Genomic DNA, 21,724 nt, shown 5'->3' on the forward strand with positions numbered 1-21,724 from the left:
TCTCAGTTCAGACGCTTGGGATCAAGCGGCCAGCGACCATTACGCCTGCTTGGCTTTGCGCGCTGTCTCGACCAAGCTGTCGAGCCAGTCCTGATGGCCGTTGATCATCGGGTTGGGTTTGGCGTTGTGCAGCTCCTCGGCCGGCTTGCCCTTCTGCGTTTCCTGCGTGAGGATGCGCACGCGCCCGCCGTCCAGGTTCTCGACCAGCCAGGCGTGATGCACATCCAGGCGCGTATCTGTGCCTTCCTCGCCGGACCAGCCGTGCCAGGCCACGCGGCCGGGTTGCCCATCCGCAGGTGCCACGTACTCGTTGCACTGCCCCTCTACCGGGAAGCCGAAGGTCTCGAAATAAAATCGATCGCCGTCGGCCAGTACCGGGCCTTTGCCGCCATGAAAGCGCACGTTAGCCGAGTTGGCGTAGTAGCTTGGCCACAGCGATGGTGTGACGAGTAGCGGCCATACGTCGGCCGCGCTCAAGCCGGCGGCGATGATCTCATTAGAGGCGAAATTCTCAGTAAAGCCCGGCGTGTAGCCTTCGGGCCAGAGGATGGCGTTCTGTTGCTTGCTCATATCGAAGCTCCTTCACAAAATGTCAATGACGCAACAGGGGTGGCTGCGTCATTCAAGTGGTCATAGAGCAATCATGAGCCTCCCTGTGAAATAAGTGAAATCCTAATTTTTTATTTTTGAAATCATATAATTTGATATCAGCGTCTAGGTTCTGCCATCCGCCGACAAGGCTATCTCGCAGCGGTGCTACGAAAGGGTCCGTCTCCAATTGAGCCGGCTGATTGCATATTTGTAGTGCGAGGCAGAGTTGTGCTGAGCATGACGATGAGAGCCATCTTGCCTACTTGTTGTTAGCACAGGAAGTGAACAGCAGTGCTCGTATCCAGCGATGTGCTGGATCGTGATGGGTGCGTTCGTGCCAAGCAGCCGTCTTGGTGAACCCCGGTATCTTCATCGGCGGCAGGGAGATAGCCAGCTTGTCCATACCGGCGACCAAGCGGCTCGGCAAGATCGCGACCATGTCACTGGCACGCAGGATGTCTGGCAAGATCAGAAAGCTCTTGACCGACAGTGTGACGCTTCGTTGTTTGCCCAACTGTTCTAGCGCATCGTCGGTGACGCCGCGGAAACCTCCACCATCGTAGGAAACAAGCGCATGGTCGAGAGCACAGAACTGCTTAACTGTCAGCTTGCGCCCCATAGCCGCTGGATGGTCTTCCCGCAGGACACACACGTAGTGCTCCTTGAATAGCTCTCGGGCATGCAGATTTGGCGGAGTGATCTCTGGCGTCAGGAGGGCTAGATCGATTTGACCGCGCTCAAGCTGGTTCTGTAGCAGTCCGCTCTCGACTGGCACTAATGAGACTCGAACGCGCGGTGCGTGCTGTTTGAGTGCCGATAGAAATGGGACAGCAATGGCACGCAGCGCATAGTCCGTCGCGGCGATGGAGAAGGTCAGTTGTGCGGTGGCCGGGTCGAAAGAAGGTGGCTGGAGCAGCGCGTCGATTTCCGCTAGCACCTGTTTGACAGATATCCCTATGTCTAGCGCCCGCTGCGTCGGAACGATGCCCCGCTGCGCACGCGCGAACAGCGGGTCGCCGAAGCTTTCACGCAGCCGCGCAAGCATGCCGCTCAAGGCCGGTTGGGTTAGTCCAAGACGTGCTGCCGCCCGTGTCACGTTGCGTTCGTCCAACAATACGTCCAGCGCCTTGAGTAAGTTGAGATCCATGCTCTTGATATCTTTCATTCTTATCCAGATTTCAATAAATAATTCTTTCCCATGATATCTAGATTCTGCTCATGAGGGGAGCGAGACCCAGCGAGAATTTTTTTCTGGGCAACCTCTTGGAAACTCCAAATGCGCCATAGGGTGCTTTAGTTTGCGGCGTTTGTCTTCGACTCGCCCCGCCGCTCATTCTTTCTTTTCCCTCGACCGTTGTGCTCAAAACGGTCTTTGACGGGCACCCACGCGGCACCGATCCTCGCTCTATGCGGCACGTTCCTGTGCCGCTTTTGAACGAGGAATCAGTGCAGGGAAATCGGAGGCCAGTCAATGCAAGCTCAGGGCGTACTGTTCGGGCAGATCGCCGCCGTATTCGGCATCGTGATCGCCGGCGTGTGGGGTGCAACGCAATGGACAGCCGCCGCCCTGGGCTATCAACTACGCCTTGGCTCGCCATGGTTCGACTTCTTTGGAACCCCGGTCTATCACCCTTGGCGGCTGTTCGAGTGGTGGTTCTTCTTTGATGCCTACGCGCCGCACGTCTTCGATATCGGCGGGGCCATCGCGGGTGGAAGTGGTCTGGTGGCCGTGGTGGTCGCCATCGCCATGTCGGTGTGGCGCTCGCGGCAAGCGCGCCTTGTCACCACCTACGGTTCGGCACGCTGGGCCGATGCGGAAGACATACGCAAAGCTGGGCTGATCCAGCCCGACGGGGTTTTCCTCGGGCTGCATCGCGGCCAGTACCTCCGCCATGAAGGCCCGGAACACGTCCTGACCTTCGCACCAACGCGCTCGGGCAAGGGTGTGGGCCTGGTCGTTCCCACCTTGTTGAGTTGGCCCGCATCCGTCGTCGTTCACGACATCAAAGGCGAGAACTGGACGCTCACCGCAGGCTGGCGTTCGCGGTTTAGCCACTGCCTCCTGTTCAACCCCACGGATGCGCAGTCGGCAGCCTACAACCCGCTGCTGGAAGTGAGGCGCGGCGCGCACGAAGTGCGCGACGTGCAGAACGTGGCCGACATTCTTGTCGATCCCGATGGCGCACTCGAACGCCGGAACCATTGGGAAAAGACCAGTCACGCGCTGTTGGTCGGCGCCATCCTGCATGTGCTGTACGCAGGCGAGGACAAGACGCTGCGCGGCGTCGCCAACTTCCTCAGCGACCCGGCGTGTCCGTTCGAGCTGACGCTGCACCGGATGATGACGACGAAGCACCTGGGCGATGCGCCTCACCCGGTTGTCGCATCCGCTGCCCGCGAAGTGCTTAACAAGTCGGACAACGAGCGATCGGGCGTGCTCTCCACCGCCATGTCGTTTCTCGGCCTGTACCGCGACCCGACCGTGGCCGAAGTCACATCGCGCTGCGATTGGCGCATCGCCGACCTGATTTCCGCCGAGCACCCGGTATCGCTCTATCTGGTGGTGCCGCCCTCCGACATAAGCCGCACCAAGCCGCTGATCCGGCTCATCTTGAACCAGATCGGGCGGCGGCTGACCGAATCGCTCGACGGCAGCGATGGCATCGCGCGCCGGCACAAGCTGCTGCTGATGCTGGACGAGTTTCCGGCGCTGGGCCGCCTCGATTTTTTCGAGTCCGCGCTTGCCTTCATGGCCGGGTACGGCATCCGCAGCTTTCTCATCGCTCAAAGCCTGAACCAGATCGACAAGGCGTATGGGCAGAACCATTCCATCCTCGACAACTGCCATGTCCGGGTGACTTTCGCCACCAACGACGAAAGGACGGCGAAAAGGATTTCAGAAACCCTCGGCACCGCCACCGAGCTTCGCGCGCAGCGCAACTACGCCGGCCACCGGCTCGCTCCGTGGCTGGGGCACCTGATGGTGTCGCGTCAGGAAACTGCACGGCCGCTGTTGACGCCCGGCGAGGTGATGCAGCTTCCACCTGATGACGCCGTGGTCATGGTGTCCAGCGTCGCCCCGATCCGCGCGAAGAAGCTGCGCTACTACGCCGACGCCAATTTCAAGAATCGCGTCCTGCCACCGCCCGCGCTCGTAGCCGGGAGGTACGCCGACGCGCCGCCAGCCCGCCCCGACGACTGGAGCGGCTTGGCGATCCCGGCCGTACCTGCGGCGCCGGCCTCGGCATCCGCCGATGGCCTGGGCGGCACCGATGACGGCGGCCCACGCCGCCAGCCCGAACTCTCCGAAACCGTCGCCTACGACCCCGAGCCGGACGCACATGCGAACGACCTGGCGCTGCTCGATGACGACGACCTGGCGCTGCCGCTTCCCGGCCAGCTCGACCCGGCCATGCAGCGCACGGCCCGGCTGGCTTCCCTCGACCCCAACGACGGAATCGACCTATGAGCCAATACCGCCTCAATCTTTTCATCCAGCCCGAGCACGCCCAGCGCCTGGACGAACTGGCCGCCAAGAAAGGCGTGTCCAAGTCGTCCATCGTCGCAGCGGCCTTGGCGTCCTGGCTGTCGCCCGATGCTGGCGACCAGCGCGAGGCCGCCATTGCCAAGCGGTTGGATCGACTGTCGCGGCAGACCGAACGCCTGGAGCGCGACCAGAACATCCAGATCGAAACGCTGGCGCTGTTCATCCGCTACTTCCTGACCGTCAGCACGCCGGTGCCCGAAGCCCATCAGGATGCGGCACGCGCCCAGGGCAAGGTGCGCTTCGAGCAGTTCGTCGAACAGTTGGGTCGCCACCTTCTGCGTGGCCGCAGTCTGGTGCGCGACGTGGTGGAGGAACTGCACCCCGATCCGATGCAGATGGATGACGCAGCAGCGATGGCCTCCGCCCATGAACGAACTGCGGAGCGTGCGTCATGAGTGCCGTTCCACAGATCCAGCCCGAACCTCGCTCATCCGCAGCAGCGTCCCAGGATCGCCGCATCCAGATGCTGCGCACTGCAATGGGGCCGCTGATCGCCGCTGCGCTCGAAGACCCGGATGTGGTGGAAATCATGCTCAACCCCGATCGCACCCTGTGGGTGGATCGGCTGTCGTCGGGTCGCTCGCCGCTGGGCGTGGAGATGCCCGAGGCCGATGGTGAACGCATCATCCGCCTGGTCGCCGCGCATGTCGGCGCGGAGGTGCATCGCGGCCAGCCGCTCTTGACCGCCGAGTTGCCGGAAACCGGCGAGCGTTTCGAGGGCATCCTGCCTCCGGCCGCCCCGGGGCCAGCCTTCGCGCTACGCAAGCGGGCCGTGAGCATCATCGGCCTGGATCGCTACGTGGCCGACGGCATCCTGACCGCCGGGCAGGCCGAGTTCCTGCGCCGCGCCGTGCGCGAGCGGCAGAACATCCTAATCGCCGGCGGCACCAGCACCGGCAAGACCACGCTGGCGAACGCGCTGCTGGCCGAGATCGCCGCCACAGGCGACCGCGTGCTGGTGCTCGAAGACACCATCGAGCTGCAATGCGCGGCCCGCGACCATGTGCCGCTGCGCACCCGCGCCGGCGTCGTCACCATGACCGAGCTGGTGCGGGCCACGATGCGCCTGCGGCCTGACCGCGTGATCGTCGGCGAGGTGCGCGGCGGCGAAGCCCTCGACCTCATCAAAGTGTGGGGCACCGGCCACCCCGGCGGCATTGCGACCATCCATGCCGGCTCCGCGCTGGGCGCGTTGCTGCGCCTCGAACAGTTGATTCTCGAAGTCGCTGTGAATCCGCCGCGGGCGCTGATCGCCGAGGCGGTCAACGTCGTCATCAACATCGCCGGACGCGGCCGCAAGCGCCACGTCGAAACCATCGCCCGTGTCGTCGGCTTCGACGGCACCGGCTATCGCCTGGCGGACGCACTGGAAACGCCGTTTCCCGAGCTGACGCCGGTTCCTCTCGCAGCCGACGCCGCTGCACATTCCCGTCCCCCAACCAACTTGGAGAACTGCCATGACGCACGTTGATTCTTTCCGCTTTTCCGTAAATCCGCTTCCTCGCCTGTCCGGCCTGGCGCGGCTGCGCAGCCTCACCCGCCCTGCGAGGCAGGGGCTGCTGCTGGCCGCGCTGCTGCTGTTGCTGGCCGGAACGGCGCAAGCCGCCGGTTCCTCGATGCCGTGGGAGGGGCCCTTGCAGTCGATTCTGGAGTCGATCCAGGGGCCGGTGGCACGCATCGTCGCGGTCATCATCATCATCGCCACGGGCCTGGCGCTGGCCTTCGGCGACACCAGCGGCGGCTTTCGCAAGCTGATCCAGATCGTGTTCGGGTTGAGCATCGCGTTCGCCGCTTCCTCGTTCTTCCTGTCGTTCTTCTCGTTCTCCGGCGGGGCCGTCGTATGAGTACGGCCAGCGACCTTCCAGGCTTCGAGGTGCCGCTGCATCGCTCGCTGACCGAGCCAATCCTGCTGGGCGGCGCGCCGCGCACCGTGGCAATTGCCAACGGCACGCTGGCCGCCGCCGTCGGGCTGGGCCTGCAACTGTGGATTCCCGGCGTGGTGCTCTGGATCGTCGGCCACTCGCTGGCCGTATGGGGTGCGCGCGTCGATCCGCAGTTCATGCAGGTCTTCGCGCGGCATATCAAACACCGCCCGCTTCTGGACGTGTGAGGGGAGGACGCCATGCTGAACCTTGCCGAATATCGTCAGCGCCCGGCCTTGCTTGCCGACTGGCTGCCCTGGGCCGGGCTGGTCGCGCCGGGCGTTGTGCTGAACAAAGATGGTTCGTTTCAACGCACGTTCCAGTTTCGCGGCCCCGACTTGGACAGTGCGACACAGGGCGAGCTGATTGCCACGTCGGCGCGGCAGAACAACGCGCTTCGCCGTACCGGGTCTGGCTGGGCCTTCTATATCGAGGCCGAGCGGATGCGGGCATCGAGCTATCCGCAATCCTCCTTTCCCGAACCACTGTCCTGGCTGGTGGATGAGGAGCGACGCGCGGCGTTCGAGGAGTCGGATGGCCATTTCGAGAGCGTCTATCACTTCACGTTGCAACACCTACCGCCGCAAGAGTCTCGCGCCCGTGCGGCTGGGATGCTGTACGAGAACCGGCCCACTGAGGGTGTGGACTGGCGTGGTCGGCTTGATTCCTTCGTGGCAGAGACCGATCGCGTGTTCGACCTGCTCGATGGTGTGATGCCGGAGATTGCCTGGCTGGACGATAGCCAGACGCTGACCTACCTGCATGCCACAGTCTCCACCCGGCGCTATCGCGTCGGCGTGCCCGACGTGCCGTTCCATATCGACGCACTGCTTGCCGATGCCGCGCTGGTCGGCGGCCTGGCGCCCATGCTGGGCGATCAGCACCTGCGCGTGGTGTCGGTACGAGGCTTCCCGACCTCGACCTGGCCGGGGATCTTGGACGACCTCAACCGCCTGGGCTTTGCGTATCGCTGGAGTACGCGCTTCCTGTGCCTGGACAAAGCCGAGGCGGAACGGGAATTGGGGCGCTTGCGGCGCCAATGGTTCGCCAAGCGCAAGAACGTCATCGCGCTGCTGCGCGAAACGATCTTTCAGCAGGAAAGCCCGCTGGTCGATACCGATGCCAGCAACAAGGCCGCCGACGCCGATGCCGCCTTGCAGGAGCTGGGCAGCGATCAAGTCGCCTTCGGCTACCTCACCGCCACGGTGACGGTGCTCGACGCCGACCCGGCCGTGGCCGACGAGAAGCTGCGCATGGTGGAGCGCGTCATCCAGGGCCGGGGTTTCGTGACCATCCCCGAAACCCTCAACGCAGTCGATGCCTGGCTGTCGTCCGTCCCCGGCAACGCATACGCGAACGTGCGTCAGCCCATCGTTTCGACGCTGAACCTGGCGCACATGATGCCGATGTCAGCGGTATGGGCTGGGCCGGAGAAGAACGAACACCTCGATGGCCCGCCGCTGATCGTCACCCGCACCGATGGCGCGACGCCGTTCCGGCTGGTGACGCACATCGGCGACGTGGGGCACACCCTTGTCGCCGGGCCGACCGGCATGGGCAAGTCGGTGCTGCTCGCCATCTTGGCCATGCAGTTCCGGCGCTACTTCGGCTCGCGGATCTTCGCCTTCGACATGGGCCGCTCGATGCGCGCCACCATCTTCGGCCTTGGCGGTGAGCACTATGACCTCGGCGCCGATGGCGGCATCGCCTTCCAGCCACTCGCGCGAATTGCCCACGAGGGCTACCGCACCTGGGCCGCCGAATGGGTGGAGGGCCGGCTGCTGCACGAAGGCGTGACGGTCGGCCCGGACGAGAAGGCTGCCATCTGGTCGGCGCTGAGAAGCCTTGCCGGTGCGCCGGTGGAGCAGCGCACCATGACCGGCTTGTCGGTGTTATTGCAGTTTAACGCGCTGCGCCAAGCGCTCGCGCCCTATGTGCTGGGCGGCGCACACGGCAAGCTGCTGGACGCTGACCACGACCGGCTGGGCATGGCCGACGTGCAGGGCTTCGAGATGGAAGAACTGATGCACAGCCCGGCCGCCGTGCAAGCGGTGCTGCGCTACCTGTTCGCCCGCTTCGACGAACGTTTCGACGGCGCGCCCACGCTGTTGATCCTCGATGAAGCGTGGCTGTTCCTCAATGAGCCGTCCTTCGCGGCCCGCATCCGGCAATGGCTCAAGACGCTCAGAAAAAAGAACGTCAGCGTCATCTTCGCCACGCAGTCGCTGGCCGACATCAAGGACTCGACCATCGCGCCAGCCATCATCGAAAGCTGCGCGAGCAGGATCTTCTTACCTAACCCGCAGGCCACCGAGCCGCAGATTCGCACGATCTACGAAGGCTTCGGCTTGAGCAGCCGCCAGATTGAGATCGTGGCGACCGCCCAGCCCAAGCGCGATTACTACTACCAGTCGCGCCTCGGCAATCGCCTGTTCGACCTCGACCTGGGGCCTGTCGCGCTCGCATTCGCGAGCGCATCCACCCCTCAAGACCAACGCGACATTGACCGCGTGCTGACGCAGGCCGGCGCTCCCGGCTTCGCCGGCGCGTGGCTGCGCCATCGCGGCCTCGGCTGGGCCGCCGACCTGCTGCCGTCCGCTCCGGCGGCAGCTTCCTTTCTCGCTTCTCAACCGCTGGAGGTTTCGCCATGATGACCAAGCCCCGTTTGCTCTCTGTCTCACTCGCTGCTGTGCTGTCGGTATCGCTGTTGGCCGTGCAGCCCGCATCCGCGCTGACGGTGTTCGACCCGTCCAACTTCGTGCAGAACACGCTGACCGCCGTGCGCACGCTGGAACAGATCAACAACCAGATCAACCAGCTCCAGAACGAGGCGCAGATGTTGATGAACCAGGCCAGGAACCTGGCAAATCTCGACTTCAACATCGTCAACCGCCTGCGCTCGACGCTCGCCACCACCGAGCGCCTGATCGCCGAGGCGCGCGGCTTGGCCTACGACGTGCAGAGCATGGATGCCACGTTCGCCCGCCTGTACCCGGAACAGTACGCCTCCACCATCAGCGGCGACCGCATGGCACAGGATGCCCGCGAACGCTGGCAGAACACCTTGAACGGCCTGCACACCGCGATGCGGATGCAGGCGCAGGTGTCGCAGAACCTCGCCCAAGACGAAAGCGCGCTGGCCGACCTCGTGAGCCAGAGCCAGTCGGCCACCGGCGCGCTGCAAGCGATGCAGGCGACGAACCAGCTCCTGGCTTTGCAGGCCAAGCAGTCGATCCAGGCGCAGCAGCTCCAGATCACGCAAGACCGGGCCGCTTCGCTGGAACTGGCGCGGCAAGCGGCGGCTATGGAGCGCGCCCGCGAAGTGCGGCGGCGCTTCCTCGGCACCGGCACGCCGTACACGCCGCAGTCCGTCAACTTCTACAACAACTGACCGGAGGCGGCCATGCGATGCGCTTCCGTCCTGCTGGCCGTGCTGCTGACCGCGTGCGGCCAGCAGCCGGCCGAGAACCTGGCCGACGCCCTGGCCGCAGATCCGGTGCGGCTCAAGGCGTTGCGCGGGCAATGCGCGGTCGACCGGCAGGCCATGGGCGAGGATGCCTGCCGCGCCGCCGCCGAAGCCTTCCGGCGGCGCTTCTTCGCCGGCCATACCGGGCCGGATGAATACAACTCGCTGGCTGAACTCCCGCCGATTCCGCCGAGCTTCGATACGCCCGCAGATGAATTGCCAGAGGGCGCCGTTCCGCTCACTCCGCCCGAGGATTCGCCATGAACGACGTGACCATCATCGACCGTTTCCTCGATACGTTCTCGCGCTACATCGACTCGGGCTTCGGCTTATTGCAGGGCGAAGTGGCATTTCTCACCGCCACGCTCATCGTCATCGACATGACGATCGCTGGCCTGTATTGGGCCATGAGCCACGCCACCGGCCAGGGCGACGACGTGATCGCCAAGCTGCTGCGCAAGGTGCTCTATGTCGGCGCGTTCGCCTACATCATCGGCAACTTCAACTGGCTGGCGAGCATCGTGTTCCGCTCGTTCGCCGGCTTGGGAATCACCGCTACCGGCTCGGCCATCACGATGGAGAACTTTCTTCAGCCGGGCCGGCTGGCGAAGACCGGCATCGACGCAGCCGCGCCGATTCTGGAACAGATCGGGGACATGGCTGGGTTCCCCGAGGTGTTCGTGAACATCGACCCTATCGTGGTTCTGTTCATCGCCTGGCTGGTGGTGATCCTCTGCTTCTTCGTGCTGGCCGTACAGCTTTTCATCACGCTGATCGAGTTCAAACTGACTACGCTCGCCGGCTTCGTCTTGATCCCGTTTGCACTCTGGAACAAGACCTCGTTCCTCGCGGAAAAGGTGCTAGGCAACGTGGTGTCGTCAGGCATCAAGGTCTTGGTGCTGGCCGTCATCGTCGGCATTGGTTCCGGGCTGTTTGCCGAGTTCCAGGTACATCCCGACGAACCATCAATCGACCACGCGCTGGTCGTGATGCTGGCCTCGCTCGCGCTGCTGGCGCTGGGCATTTTCGGCCCCGGTATCGCCACCGGCCTGGTGTCCGGTGCGCCACAGCTTGGTGCGGGCGCGATGGCTGGTGCTGCGGTCGGGGCTGTCGGCACCGGCGTTGCCATCGGAGCCGCCGCAACGGGAGTGGGCGGCGCCGTCATGGCTGGGGCACGAATGGCCCCGGCGGCCGCAAAGCTGGCCGGTGCCGGCGCGCGTGCCGCGACTTCGGCGGCCGGCAGTGCCCGATCGGCGTTCCAGGCCGGTTCCGCTGCGGCCGGCGGCGGTGCCAAGGGCGCGGCGGCTGGCCTCGGCAATGTCGCCAAGACCGGCGCACAAGCCGCAGGCCGCAGCGTCACCTCTGGTGCTTCCGCTGTTGGGCAGAAGGTGGCCGACTCCTTCCGCGCTGGCTGGAACGGCACAGAAGCCGGCAGCGACGGTGCTGGCCGCGGCCAGACCGCAGACGGCACCGCAGGCTCGCAGAAGCAAGAGCAACCGGCCTGGGCCAAGCGGATGCACCGCCGCCAGCAGGCTACCCATGCCGCGACCACTGCCGCCCACACGCTGCGCGGGGGCGACGGCGGCGGCTCCGGGCAAGGCCCGAGCCTGCGGGATTCCGATACCTAACCTTCAAGGAGAACACCCATGCGATTCAAACGACCGCAGGTGCGCTACGCCGATACGCCGCAGCCTGCCACCCCGTATCAAGCCGCCGCCCAGGTGTGGGACGACCGTATCGGCTCCGCCCGCGTGCAGGCGAAGAATTGGCGCCTGATGGCCTTCGGCTGTCTAGTGCTCGCGCTGTTGATGGCCGGCGGCCTGGTGTGGCGCTCGGCGCAGTCCATCGTGACGCCCTATGTCATCGAGGTCGATCAGGCCGGGCAGGTGCGCGCTGTAGGTAAGGCCGCTACGCCGTATCGGCCCGGCGACGCGCAGATCGCGCACCACCTGGCGCGCTTCGTGACGCTGGTTCGCTCGCTGTCCATCGACCCCATCGTGGTGCGGCAGAACTGGCTCGATGCCTACGACTACACCACCGACAAGGGCGCGGCGGTGCTCAACGACTACGCCCGCACCAATGACCCATTCGCCCGCATCGGCAAGGAATCGGTAACGGTGCAAATCACCAGCGTGGTTCGCGCCAGCGACACGTCTTTCAACGTGCGCTGGACAGAGCAGCGCTATGTCAACGGTGCGCCCGCCGGCACCGAACGCTGGAACGCCGTGCTTTCGACCGTCCTGCAAACCCCGCGTACTGAACAGCGCTTGCGCAAGAACCCATTGGGTATCTACGTCAACGGCCTGTCATGGAGCCGCGAACTGGATTCTTCCGAAGGAGCCAAACCATGAAACTTCGTTTCTGCCTTTACGTTTTTCCTTTGACGCTGCTGGCCCTCGCGGGCTGCGCCTCGCAGGGCAAGCCGCCGCCGTCCATCTCGCTCGACGAGCCGGTGCTGGCCCAGCCATTGCCCGAACCGCCCAAGCCCGTCGAAGTCGTCGCCGTCCCTGAACCGCTGGCGCTGCCGGCGCAGTTGAAGCCGCTGCCGGAACTCGATGAGGCCCCCGTTGCGCCGGAGCCGGCCGACGAAAAGGTGCGCGTTTCCCGTGCCAATGCAGAAGCGCGTATCGCGCCTACCCGTGAGGGCTACGTCAACGCGATTCAGGTGTGGCCGTTCACCGATGGCGCGCTTTATCAGGTCTATGCGTCGCCGGGGCGCGTGACGGTGGTTTCGCTTCAACCGGGCGAGGAACTGGTGACGGTCGCCGCCGGCGATACCGTGCGCTGGATCGTGGGCGACACGTCCAGCGGCGGCGGGGCCGATCTGCGCGTCAATGTGCTGGTCAAGCCCATCCGTTCCGGCCTGAAAACCAATCTCGTCATCACCACCAGTCGGCGCACCTACCTGCTGGAGCTGACCTCGACCGAGAAGGCATGGATGGCGTCGGTATCCTGGGACTATCCGAAAGACCGGATGCTCGCGTTGCAGCGCCAGGCGCAGGCTGCGCAGGCGACAACGCCTGTCGATACGGGCCTGTCGCTGGACAAGATCCGCTTCCGCTACGCGGTATCGGGCAGCAACCCGCCGTGGAAGCCGCTACGCGCCTTCGATGATGGAGAGAAGGTCTATATCCAGTTTCCGGCGGGCATCGCCCAGGGCGAGTTGCCGCCGCTGTTTGTCATCGGCGCGCAGGGCGACGGGCAATTGGTGAACTACCGTTTCCGCGCGCCGTACTACGTCGTGGATCGCCTGTTCGGCGCGGCCGAACTGCGGCTGGGCGGCGACGGCGGCGACGTGGTGCGGATCGAGCGCACCGATGGCGTTGCGCGGAGGAACTGACCATGAGCCAGGATGACACTCCCGACCTTGCCGCGCCGCAGGCGGCGGGCAAGATCGCTCCCGAGGCGGTCGCGCTTCGCGCCCAGCCGCGCCCGGTCACGCGCCTGAATCGGCGCACGCTGGCCATCCTCGCCGGCGTCCTGGCGGTGGCCGTGCTCGGCGCGGTGATGTGGTCGCTGCAACCTCAGCGGCGCGGTGCGGGCGAGCAGACCGAGCTTTACAACGTCGATCGTGTCTCGAAGTCTGAAGGACTGGATGCGCTGCCGACGGACTACTCCAAGCTGCCGCCGGCGTTGCCGCCTGCCGTTCCCGAACTGGGGCCGCCGCTGCCGGGCGATCTTGGCCCGGCCATCGTGAAGTCGCAGCAGCCGGCGACGGCCGCCTACGCGGCCCCCGGCCACGACCCGAACGATGCTCTGCGCAAAGAAGCCGAAGCGGCCGCGGCCTCGTCCGTGTTCTTCCGCTCGGGAGGGCAGAATGCGGCGCCGGTGGCGCAGACACAGGTGGCCGCTGCGCCGGGCTTCGCCGCCAATGCGGTGTTTGACCCGCTGGCGGCCGGGCCGGTCTCCACGGCGGCCCAGCCTGCTGACCCGACAGCGGTGCAAAACCGGCAAGACCATAAAGAGGCTTTCTTGAAAGGTGGCTCCACTGAAACCCGTAATTCCGGCAATCTGACCCTGCCAACTTCGCCGTATCAGGTCATGGCCGGAACGGTGGTCGCAGGTGCCTTGGTGACGGGGATTAAGTCGGACTTGCCCGGCGACGTGATCGCCACGGTGACGGAGCCGGTCTATGACACAGCCTCCGGGCGCTTCCTGCTGATTCCGCAGGGTTCGCGCATCCTGGGCAAATACAACAGCCAGGTCAGCTACGGGCAGAGCCGCGTTCAAGTCGTCTGGAACCGGATCATCCTGCCGGACACGTCTTCGCTCACGCTCGACAACCTGGCCGGCACCGACCCAGCCGGCTATGCCGGGCTGGAGGACGATGTGGACTACCACTGGGGCCGCATCTTTGCCGGTGCGGCACTCACCACGCTGCTGGGCGTCGGTGCCGAGCTGGCCGCGCCGGAGAACCGGCAGGATGGTGATCGCGTCATCATCGCTGGGCGCGACAGCGCGCAGGACAGCATCAATCAGGTCGGCCAGGAGATGACCCGGCGCAACCTCAACATCCAGCCGACCTTAACGCAACGGCCGGGCCTGCCGGTTCGCATCATCGTCAACCGGGATCTGGTGCTGCGGCGGTACCAGCCGCTGTTCTTCAACCGGGGGACTTCACGATGAGCACGACCAAGAAGCTGCGGCTCGGCCCGCTGCCGAAGACCGAGAGCACCAAGCTGACTTTCGTTTGCCCGACCAGCTTGAAAGCCGACCTCGACCGCTACGCCGCGCTACACGCGCAGGCGTATGGCGAGGCCGTTGATGCGGCGACGCTGATCCCGCATATGCTGGAAGCGTTCATGGCGGGGGATCGAGGATTCAGGAAGGGCACGGCGACCCGCAGCACACCACCGAAGCCGCCATGATTGCACCGCATGCTATTCAACGGCATCCATCGAACGCGCAGCCCAGGCTGCGCGTTCTTCATTCTGGATGCCGCCGAGCCTGTTGGGCTATGATGATGCGACAGGCCCGCCGTTCCTCGGCAATCCAGCACTACACAGTGCGATGCGGCTTTCTCTCCCAACGCTCCTATGTCGCTCCTAGCCGACAACGCCGCTCTTCTTCTAAGCGGCCCCGAAAGGAGCTAACCTACTGTCCCATATACGGTTTCAAGTCCTTCTTGATTTGCGCGAAAGACTTGACACCGGCACTTTTTTGCCCGCCAGATCGAGGCAAATTCCCCGCAGGATCTTCAGTACAAAGTCGAACACAAAGGCAATGCTGATGCCAATCGCCAGCACCCACAGCGTGGCGGTGGCCTGATTGGGCACCACCCGGTCATAGACGTTCATCACAAACAGCGGGGCGCTGAGCGCCACCAGGTTGACGAGGAAACTGGCGACCACCGCATCCAGGTAGAGGGATTTCGACAGTTTGAGCGTATCCTGGAACCAGGCTTTGGTACGCGGCAGAGTGGCCGTCGGCTGGGCATCAAACTCATGCTCCGGAGAGATAAAAATCACCCGGCCGCTGTAATTCTCCGCCAGCGTCTCTGGCGACACGGTGATCTCACCGCCCTCCGTTTCACTGGGCAGCAGCCGGACGCGCTGCTGCGCATCCCAACCAATCAGCACCGCGGCCTGATTGTTCTTCAGCAGGAGAATGGCGGGCAGAGAGAGCGCGGTGATGTTTTCAAGCCCACGCTGCACCACCCGCGCCTTGAGCCCGGCCCGTCCGGCGGCGCGGGGGAAGGTCTCTGTCGTCAGGGTGTGGGCTGCCAGCGGCAACCCCGCGGTCAGGACGTTGCGGCTGGTGCCTATGTTATGCAATTTACAGACGATCATCAGCGCATCCAGCAGGGGATCGTCATGGCTTTGCCGCGGATCCAGCCTGCCCTGCGCCTGCGGGGCCATCTCGATGCGATCAGAGGAGTCAATATCAGGCGTCATTCTCTGCCTCAGTGTTCTGCGGACGGGAACCGCAGATAAAAAAAGAGAGGGTTGTTGCCGTTATCTCTGCCAGCAACAACCCCGTCAGCCTCTCAGGGCGTCTTACTTTAATTCAGGCAGTTCTGCCTGGGAAGATTTCGCTTGCGTGAGCGGCTCCGCTGCCGTCGGCGGCTGAATATTCAGGCTCTTAAGCAGTTCGCCGGTACGGGCGCTGATGCGGTAGGTGGTAAACATGTCGACAAACTGCAGCTCGACGTAGCGGCGCTGGGCGCTGAACACCTCGTTTTCACTGTCCAGCATATCGAGCAAGGTCCGGTCGCCAAGGCTGAACTGCTCCTGGTAGGCGCTACGCACCTGCACGCTGCGATCGGCATACTCTTTGGCGATCGGCACCTGCTGCCCGGCGTTTTTCAGGGCGTTCCAGGCCAGACGCAGCTCTTCGTTCAGCTGACGCTGGGCGTTATTTTTCACATCCTGAGCCTCTTTCATTTTGTAGGCGTAAGAGGTGAGCGTCGCCTGGTCGCTGCCGCCGTTATAGAGGTTGTAACGCATGCGCAGCATCGCCTGCCACTCCTGGCTGTGGCCGCGGGTCCCATCGATGTTGTTATCCATGGTGCGCCCGACTTCGACATTCACATCCGGATAAAAGCGCGATTTTGCCGCCTCGTACTGCTGGCGGGTCGCTTCCACATCGGCATCGGCCTGTTTCAGCAGCGGATTGTTTGCCAGCATGACGGTCCGCGCGGCCTCCAGCGAGGCGGGTACCGCGATTTTGGCGGGCATGACGAGAGTGTCAGGCTCTTTGCCGGTGATACTCTGGTAGTTGGCGCGAGCGTCTTCGAGGTTAGTTTGCTCGGTCAGCAGGTTGTTGCGCGCCTGGGCCAGACGAGCCTGGGCCTGCTCAAAGTCAGCCTGACGCCCCACCCCCTGCTCGGTACGCAGGCGGATCTGATCGAATACGCGCTCGTGATTCTTCAGGTTATCTTCTGCCAGCGCCACCATCTTCTGGCGCATCAGCACATCGAGATAGCTCTGGATCGCCTGCAGGGCGGTGGATTCGCTGGTATTCATTACCGTCCAGGCGCGGGAGTTGACCGTCGCTTTCTGGCGGCCCACTTCGCTGGTGGTGGCAAAACCGTTGAAGACGTTCTGGCGCAGATTGATGGCGGACTCGCTGCGGTGCAAATCACGCAGATGATCGCCTGCCCCGCGGGTGCTGGCGTTATCGGTTTGTTCCCAGCCGGTACCGGCGGTGAGATCCAGGGTCGGGAGATAGCCGCCTTTGGCGGCGCGGAGATCCTGATCGGCGGAATAGCGGCTGTTTACCGAGGCGTTAACTTCCGGATGCCATAACAGGCTCTCTTTCACGGCCTGTTCCAGGGTCGTGGCCTGGCTATATGTGGCGCTCAGCGCCAGGGTAGCCCCTATAACGAACTGACTATACTGTTTCATCTTATTTTTTCCTTCATATCCCTTGATTATTGGTCAATATTCACCAGAGAAACCCCATCAGAGAGAGGGGGAAAAATGTACCCTGCGATTTTGCGGACAGACGGGATCCCTCGTCTGTCCTGAATAATGTTTGCCGCGCAGTGCCAGACCAGCCCTGCGCGGCGCCAGTCAGGCGTGCTCTTCCGGTTTGGCGATCAGACTGTCGAGCATCGTGTCGTTACCCGCGTCATACCCCTCCGTTCCGGCGATCTCACCGCCTTCAGCAGGAACATGCTCGACTTCCGCCGGGCCCTCCGCCGTGTCGCTCTGCGGCCCCGCCTGGATCAGCGTGCTGAGATCGTTATGCTCTTCATCATGAATGAGATCGCTAAAGTTCAGCTGCTCCTCCTGATCCGTACTCTGGAGCGTGAGGTTTTCGCTCTGCGCATTATCGACCGTTGGTGTGCCGTTGTTATCCACACTGTTGGTATTGAGCATCAGGTTGTCGTAATCGATTAACGATGCGGCGTGATCCCCGTTCGCCAGAGCGTGGTCGGCGTCATGCTCATCAGCCGTCAGGCTGCTCGTCTGCTTGTGATTCTCTTCACTGTCGCTTTCAACATGATTCTCCTCAACGCTGTGGTCAGCCATCAGAGGGTGATCGTCAACGTTATCATCGGCGTGCTCTTCTCCGCCGTGGCTTTCGCTGACAAACGTTCCGCCCTCTTTCCCGTCAACGGTGAAGTCGGTTTCGTGTTGATCGAAGGCGGTAGAGTCCACTTTCAGCCCGATCTCCCCGAAATCGCTCTGACCGTCCGGCAGCTCAACGCTCACCTGGCCGTTGAAGTGCGAGGTGTCGTTGTCAAAGGTCAGGGTGTAGCTCTTCTCTTCGGCGTTGTAGCTGACGCTCGCATAGTTGCCGGTAAAGGTCGCGTTTTCCGGGATACCGCTCAGGGTGATGCTGTTAAGGTGATCGCTGCTGTCTGAGCTTTCGAGATTGACATCCAGATTCAGCGTCACCGTATAGCTGACGGTGGTATTGCCGCCGTGCGTGGAGGAGGGTCCGTCACCAAAAACAACGCCTTCGATGCCGTTGGCATTCTGGAACGGTGACTTCCCGGTCTCGTTATCAACCACATGCAGGTTATCTATATCGTTGTTTTTACCATTCTGTGGATGGTCGACACCGGTAACGGTGTAGTCAGCCTCATTCCCCTGAACAAAGATATAGTCCTTACCCACGCTGCTTTGCGGTAAGCCCTGGTTGCCAGTGATGCCGTTGAGCGGCCGGAATTCATAGCGATCCTGCGGCCAGTCACCCTGCTGGTAATAGCCACCCGTATGGTCACCGACCACAAATATATCGGTGTAGGTCTTGTCGCCGTTATTGGCGTTGGCGTTACCCTGGCTGTTGTAGTAGTGGATCTGATCCGGGCTGTCGGCCTTCGGCACGAAGTCGCCCTGGATCTTGCCGTCCGGGCTATCCGGGGTCAGCCAGACATGTACGTTGCTGCCGATCGCCACAATCACGCCGTTCTGGATGTCGTAACCGTTAGGATCGCCGCTGCCGCCATTAACGTGGATGATCTGGTCATCTGTCGTCTCGGTCGTCTTACTGCCTGGAGTGACGGTAACGGTCAGTTTGACGTCGGCGTCGGAATCAGAGTCCGCGTCGGCATCCGCGTCGGCGTCGGCGTCGGCATCAGAGTCCGCATCTGCGTCGGCATCGGCATCGGCATCGGAATCAGAATCGGCATCAGCATCAGCATCAGCATCAGCATCAGCATCGGCATCGGCATCGGCATCGGCATCGGCATCAGAATCCGCGTCAGCATCGGAATCCGCATCTGCATCTGCATCTGCATCGGCATCGGCATCGGCATCGGCATCAGCGTCAGAATCCGCATCCGCATCCGCGTCGGCATCCGCGTCGGCATCGGCATCTGCATCTGCATCAGAATCGGCGTCCGCATCGGCATCCGAATCCGCGTCTGCATCTGCATCTGCATCTGCATCTGCGTCGGCATCGGCGTCGGCATCCGCATCCGCATCCGCATCCGCATCGGCGTCCGCATCGGCGTCCGCATCAGCATCTGCATCGGAATCAGAATCGGCATCTGCATCCGAATCAGCATCAGCATCTGCGTCGGCATCGGCATCAGCGTCCGCATCGGCATCCGCATCGGCGTCGGCGTCGGCATCCGCATCGGCGTCGGCGTCGGCGTCCGCATCTGCGTCCGCGTCGGCATCCGCGTCGGCATCTGCATCCGAATCAGCGTCAGCGTCAGCATCAGCATCTGCGTCGGCGTCCGCATCCGCATCCGCATCCGCATCCGCATCCGCATCGGCGTCCGCATCGGCATCGGCATCGGCGTCAGAATCCGCATCGGCGTCTGCATCTGCATCTGCATCTGCATCCGAATCAGCATCAGCATCTGCGTCCGCATCGGCATCGGCATCGGCATCCGCATCGGCATCGGCATCGGCATCGGCGTCGGCGTCGGCATCCGCATCAGCGTCAGCATCGGAATCGGCATCTGCATCAGCATCAGCATCAGCATCAGCATCAGCATCGGAATCAGAATCCGCATCCGCATCCGCATCCGCATCGGCATCGGCATCGGCATCGGCATCAGCATCAGCATCAGCATCCGCGTCGGCATCGGCATCGGAATCAGAATCCGCATCCGCATCCGCATCCGCATCGGCATCGGCATCGGCATCGGCATCAGCATCAGCATCAGCATCCGCGTCGGCATCGGCATCGGCATCGGCATCGGCATCGGCATCGGCATCGGCGTCGGCGTCGGCGTCAGAATCCGCATCTGCATCTGCATCTGCATCTGCATCGGCATCGGCATCGGCATCCGCATCGGCATCCGCATCAGCATCGGCGTCAGAATCCGCATCGGAATCAGAATCCGCGTCAGCATCGGCGTCTGCATCAGCATCCGCATCGGCGTCGGCATCCGCATCGGCATCCGCGTCGGCATCCGCATCGGCATCCGCATCCGCGTCGGCATCCGCATCCGCATCAGCGTCGGCGTCCGCATCTGCATCGGCGTCCGCATCGGCATCCGCATCCGCGTCGGCATCCGCATCCGCATCGGCATCGGCATCGGCATCCGCATCCGCATCCGCATCGGCATCGGCGTCGGCGTCCGCATCAGCATCCGCATCAGCATCAGCGTCAGAATCCGCATCAGCATCAGCATCAGCATCGGCATCCGCGTCGGCATCAGAGTCCGCATCTGCGTCGGCGTCGGCGTCCGCATCTGCATCAGAATCGGCATCCGCATCAGCATCAGCATCAGCGTCGGCGTCCGCATCTGCATCCGCATCTGCATCCGCATCTGCATCCGCATCGGCATCAGCGTCGGCGTCCGCATCCGCATCCGCATCCGCATCAGCGTCGGCGTCTGCGTCTGCATCAGAATCAGAATCGGCATCAGCATCTGCATCGGCATCGGCGTCCGCGTCGGAGTCAGAATCCGCATCGGCATCCGCGTCTGCATCAGAATCGGCATCTGCATCTGCATCGGCATCCGCATCCGCATCCGCATCCGCATCCGCATCCGCATCAGCATCAGCATCCGCATCAGCATCCGCATCCGCATCAGAATCGGAATCCGCGTCGGCGTCGGCGTCAGAATCTGCATCGGCATCGGCATCGGCATCAGCATCAGCATCAGCATCAGCATCAGCATCGGAATCAGAATCAGCGTCCGCATCTGCGTCAGCATCGGCATCCGCATCCGCGTCAGCATCAGAATCCGCATCAGCATCTGAATCATCAATATCGAGCAGCGTTAATTCTTCCGGGGGCTCATCATCGGGGAAATCCAGGCCGATCGTTGGGTAACCCGCAGTGGGATCAACAATTTCGCCGGTAAGATCGAGCACGACGTGGGTATGTGACCCGCCGCCGCTGCCGCCTGGCTCGCCGCCAGAATTACCGGATTGCGGACCAGCTGCTGTCGCTTCCAGGGTTTGCGTCGGGTCCTGCCCGTCGGCAATAGCCTGCTGGATGGCTGCCACGTCCTGCTGCTGGGTCGCCGTGGCCTCTGCCACTATATGCCCTGAGCTGTCCCACTGACTGTCACGCCCCAGATCCAGTTGTTTGCCATCCGGCAAAGATAAGGTAATTGCGCCAGCCGCTCCCGTCTGGACGTGTTCTCCTTCGAGAACGCGGTCGCCTTCGGTCAGCAAACGCTTACTGCCGTCAGGGCTGACGGCAAATACCTGCCCGATTACTGCTTTGACAATCCCGGATACGCCACTCATATATTGTCTCCCTCAATCTTTTTCTTGCCCAATTCATCCATTTGTCAGGCTTAGAATGCTAAAAGAGTATTTAATCTGTATTAGTAATATGCTGTGCAACTATGACTACAATACGCCTTTATGCACCAGATTTATTGATGCAGATACGGATCAGGGCGCTATATTAATAGATGCCATGAATAAACAGGAAACTAAAAAGATCTGTACTATCAAAATAGGGAGCCAGGGAAATATCCCCCTATTAATTGTTGATTAATCCCGGTACGCAAAAGAGGCTAAATAAGCCCCTCGTCCTCATCCGCGATTAACCCTTCCAGACCACTCAGCGAGCGACGCGCCTGCGCACGGCTGGTGAGTTTGGCCTGTGCGGCAGGCGGCAGGTCAGTAATGGTGATAACCCCTTTACTCATCAGAACCTCGATCAGATCCTCAAGCACACGCACCATCTCAAGGTCGCTTTGCCGCAGCTGATACAGCGTGGCTTCGCGGATATCACGCTGGCGCAACCACTCGTCAATCTCGGGCGTACAGAGATCGTGCTGTTCTGTCATTGCGGAAAAAGGTGTCAATTCCACCCGAATTATTCGTC

At 62.8% G+C, this 21,724-nt stretch carries 18 protein-coding genes and 1 pseudogene; 13 read left to right on the forward strand and 6 right to left on the reverse strand.

Annotation, left to right across the window (positions count from 1 at the left end; all coding sequences use genetic code 11):
• Positions 1 to 39: 39 nt before the first annotated feature.
• On the reverse strand, positions 40 to 570 hold the full coding sequence (locus tag C2U54_RS21405; protein ID WP_016487823.1) for a polyketide cyclase: 531 nt from the start codon (positions 568 to 570) through the stop codon (positions 40 to 42).
• 280 nt (positions 571 to 850) lie between these two features.
• Positions 851 to 1,756, reverse strand: coding sequence for a LysR family transcriptional regulator (locus C2U54_RS21410; protein WP_006378991.1), 906 nt, complete (start codon positions 1,754 to 1,756; stop codon positions 851 to 853).
• Positions 1,757 to 2,062: 306 nt separating this feature from the next.
• Between C2U54_RS21410 and C2U54_RS21415 the strand changes: the two genes are divergently transcribed.
• The 13 genes from C2U54_RS21415 to C2U54_RS21475 are packed head-to-tail and all read left to right on the forward strand — an operon-like array spanning position 2,063 to position 14,394.
• Positions 2,063 to 4,060, forward strand: a complete 1,998-nt coding sequence (locus tag C2U54_RS21415; RefSeq protein WP_016487822.1) for a conjugal transfer protein TraG — start codon at positions 2,063 to 2,065, stop codon at positions 4,058 to 4,060.
• Positions 4,057 to 4,533, forward strand: a complete 477-nt coding sequence (locus C2U54_RS21420; RefSeq protein ID WP_006378865.1) for a CopG family transcriptional regulator — start codon at positions 4,057 to 4,059, stop codon at positions 4,531 to 4,533. The genes C2U54_RS21415 and C2U54_RS21420 overlap by 4 nt, the downstream gene beginning before the upstream one ends.
• Positions 4,530 to 5,609: a P-type conjugative transfer ATPase TrbB gene (gene trbB / locus C2U54_RS21425; protein WP_022652184.1), complete on the forward strand. Its 1,080-nt coding sequence runs from the start codon at positions 4,530 to 4,532 to the stop codon at positions 5,607 to 5,609. Before C2U54_RS21420 ends, trbB begins: the two co-directional genes overlap by 4 nt.
• Positions 5,596 to 5,982, forward strand: a complete 387-nt coding sequence (locus C2U54_RS21430; protein WP_006378803.1) for a TrbC/VirB2 family protein — start codon at positions 5,596 to 5,598, stop codon at positions 5,980 to 5,982. The genes trbB and C2U54_RS21430 overlap by 14 nt, the downstream gene beginning before the upstream one ends.
• The gene (locus C2U54_RS21435; RefSeq protein ID WP_006378802.1) at positions 5,979 to 6,248 is read left to right on the forward strand and encodes a VirB3 family type IV secretion system protein; all 270 of its coding nucleotides are present in this window, start codon (positions 5,979 to 5,981) and stop codon (positions 6,246 to 6,248) included. The genes C2U54_RS21430 and C2U54_RS21435 overlap by 4 nt, the downstream gene beginning before the upstream one ends.
• A 12-nt stretch (positions 6,249 to 6,260) precedes the next feature.
• A complete protein-coding gene (gene trbE / locus C2U54_RS21440; RefSeq protein WP_006378801.1) occupies positions 6,261 to 8,711 on the forward strand; it encodes a conjugal transfer protein TrbE in 2,451 nt (816 codons plus the stop codon).
• Positions 8,708 to 9,451, forward strand: a complete 744-nt coding sequence (trbJ, locus tag C2U54_RS21445; protein ID WP_006378800.1) for a P-type conjugative transfer protein TrbJ — start codon at positions 8,708 to 8,710, stop codon at positions 9,449 to 9,451. Before trbE ends, trbJ begins: the two co-directional genes overlap by 4 nt.
• A gap of 12 nt (positions 9,452 to 9,463) precedes the next feature.
• Positions 9,464 to 9,790 (forward strand): hypothetical protein, encoded by a 327-nt coding sequence (locus tag C2U54_RS21450; protein WP_006378798.1) that lies wholly within the window; start codon positions 9,464 to 9,466, stop codon positions 9,788 to 9,790.
• Complete coding sequence (gene trbL, locus C2U54_RS21455) at positions 9,787 to 11,154, forward strand: P-type conjugative transfer protein TrbL (protein WP_006378795.1); 1,368 nt, start codon at positions 9,787 to 9,789, stop codon at positions 11,152 to 11,154. The genes C2U54_RS21450 and trbL overlap by 4 nt, the downstream gene beginning before the upstream one ends.
• An 18-nt stretch (positions 11,155 to 11,172) precedes the next feature.
• On the forward strand, positions 11,173 to 11,877 hold the full coding sequence (gene trbF / locus C2U54_RS21460; protein ID WP_006378793.1) for a conjugal transfer protein TrbF: 705 nt from the start codon (positions 11,173 to 11,175) through the stop codon (positions 11,875 to 11,877).
• Positions 11,874 to 12,866 carry a P-type conjugative transfer protein TrbG gene (gene trbG, locus C2U54_RS21465; protein WP_016487821.1) on the forward strand — a complete coding sequence of 331 codons (993 nt, stop codon included), beginning with the start codon at positions 11,874 to 11,876 and terminating at the stop codon, positions 12,864 to 12,866. The genes trbF and trbG overlap by 4 nt, the downstream gene beginning before the upstream one ends.
• A 2-nt stretch (positions 12,867 to 12,868) precedes the next feature.
• Positions 12,869 to 14,152: a TrbI/VirB10 family protein gene (locus C2U54_RS21470; RefSeq protein WP_016487820.1), complete on the forward strand. Its 1,284-nt coding sequence runs from the start codon at positions 12,869 to 12,871 to the stop codon at positions 14,150 to 14,152.
• Positions 14,149 to 14,394 carry a DUF2274 domain-containing protein gene (locus C2U54_RS21475; RefSeq protein WP_006378741.1) on the forward strand — a complete coding sequence of 82 codons (246 nt, stop codon included), beginning with the start codon at positions 14,149 to 14,151 and terminating at the stop codon, positions 14,392 to 14,394. Before C2U54_RS21470 ends, C2U54_RS21475 begins: the two co-directional genes overlap by 4 nt.
• A 288-nt stretch (positions 14,395 to 14,682) precedes the next feature.
• Here the strand turns inward: C2U54_RS21475 and C2U54_RS21480 are convergent.
• The 4 genes and pseudogenes from C2U54_RS21480 to C2U54_RS21500 all read right to left on the reverse strand — a co-directional run.
• Positions 14,683 to 15,384 (reverse strand): annotated as a pseudogene (locus tag C2U54_RS21480) (cysteine peptidase family C39 domain-containing protein); the annotation flags it as partial.
• Between the two features lie 138 nt (positions 15,385 to 15,522).
• A complete protein-coding gene (locus C2U54_RS21485; RefSeq protein ID WP_103180590.1) occupies positions 15,523 to 16,872 on the reverse strand; it encodes a TolC family outer membrane protein in 1,350 nt (449 codons plus the stop codon).
• Between the two features lie 168 nt (positions 16,873 to 17,040).
• Positions 17,041 to 21,135, reverse strand: a complete 4,095-nt coding sequence (locus C2U54_RS27340) for a retention module-containing protein (protein ID WP_139156359.1) — start codon at positions 21,133 to 21,135, stop codon at positions 17,041 to 17,043.
• Between the two features lie 275 nt (positions 21,136 to 21,410).
• Positions 21,411 to 21,710, reverse strand: a complete 300-nt coding sequence (locus tag C2U54_RS21500) for a tryptophan synthase subunit beta (RefSeq protein ID WP_236560462.1) — start codon at positions 21,708 to 21,710, stop codon at positions 21,411 to 21,413.
• Between the last annotated feature and the right edge of the window lie 14 nt (positions 21,711 to 21,724).

Origin of the sequence: Leclercia sp. LSNIH1 (assembly GCF_002902985.1) — a bacterium.
Classification (GTDB): domain Bacteria; phylum Pseudomonadota; class Gammaproteobacteria; order Enterobacterales; family Enterobacteriaceae; genus Enterobacter.

Bases quoted from the DNA above. Each gene is read 5' to 3' on its own strand.
- trbB (WP_022652184.1), top strand. From the start codon at position 4,530: ATGAGTGCCGTTCCACAGATCCAGCCCGAACCTCGCTCATCCGCAGCA.
- C2U54_RS21470 (WP_016487820.1), top strand. From the start codon at position 12,869: ATGAGCCAGGATGACACTCCCGACCTTGCCGCGCCGCAGGCGGCGGGC.
- trbG (WP_016487821.1), top strand. From the start codon at position 11,874: ATGAAACTTCGTTTCTGCCTTTACGTTTTTCCTTTGACGCTGCTGGCC.
- C2U54_RS21430 (WP_006378803.1), top strand. From the start codon at position 5,596: ATGACGCACGTTGATTCTTTCCGCTTTTCCGTAAATCCGCTTCCTCGC.
- C2U54_RS21435 (WP_006378802.1), top strand. From the start codon at position 5,979: ATGAGTACGGCCAGCGACCTTCCAGGCTTCGAGGTGCCGCTGCATCGC.
- C2U54_RS27340 (WP_139156359.1), bottom strand. From the start codon at position 21,135: ATGAGTGGCGTATCCGGGATTGTCAAAGCAGTAATCGGGCAGGTATTT.
- trbE (WP_006378801.1), top strand. From the start codon at position 6,261: ATGCTGAACCTTGCCGAATATCGTCAGCGCCCGGCCTTGCTTGCCGAC.
- C2U54_RS21475 (WP_006378741.1), top strand. From the start codon at position 14,149: ATGAGCACGACCAAGAAGCTGCGGCTCGGCCCGCTGCCGAAGACCGAG.
- C2U54_RS21410 (WP_006378991.1), bottom strand. From the start codon at position 1,756: ATGAAAGATATCAAGAGCATGGATCTCAACTTACTCAAGGCGCTGGAC.
- trbJ (WP_006378800.1), top strand. From the start codon at position 8,708: ATGATGACCAAGCCCCGTTTGCTCTCTGTCTCACTCGCTGCTGTGCTG.
- C2U54_RS21450 (WP_006378798.1), top strand. From the start codon at position 9,464: ATGCGATGCGCTTCCGTCCTGCTGGCCGTGCTGCTGACCGCGTGCGGC.
- C2U54_RS21405 (WP_016487823.1), bottom strand. From the start codon at position 570: ATGAGCAAGCAACAGAACGCCATCCTCTGGCCCGAAGGCTACACGCCG.
- C2U54_RS21420 (WP_006378865.1), top strand. From the start codon at position 4,057: ATGAGCCAATACCGCCTCAATCTTTTCATCCAGCCCGAGCACGCCCAG.
- C2U54_RS21415 (WP_016487822.1), top strand. From the start codon at position 2,063: ATGCAAGCTCAGGGCGTACTGTTCGGGCAGATCGCCGCCGTATTCGGC.
- trbL (WP_006378795.1), top strand. From the start codon at position 9,787: ATGAACGACGTGACCATCATCGACCGTTTCCTCGATACGTTCTCGCGC.
- trbF (WP_006378793.1), top strand. From the start codon at position 11,173: ATGCGATTCAAACGACCGCAGGTGCGCTACGCCGATACGCCGCAGCCT.
- C2U54_RS21485 (WP_103180590.1), bottom strand. From the start codon at position 16,872: ATGAAACAGTATAGTCAGTTCGTTATAGGGGCTACCCTGGCGCTGAGC.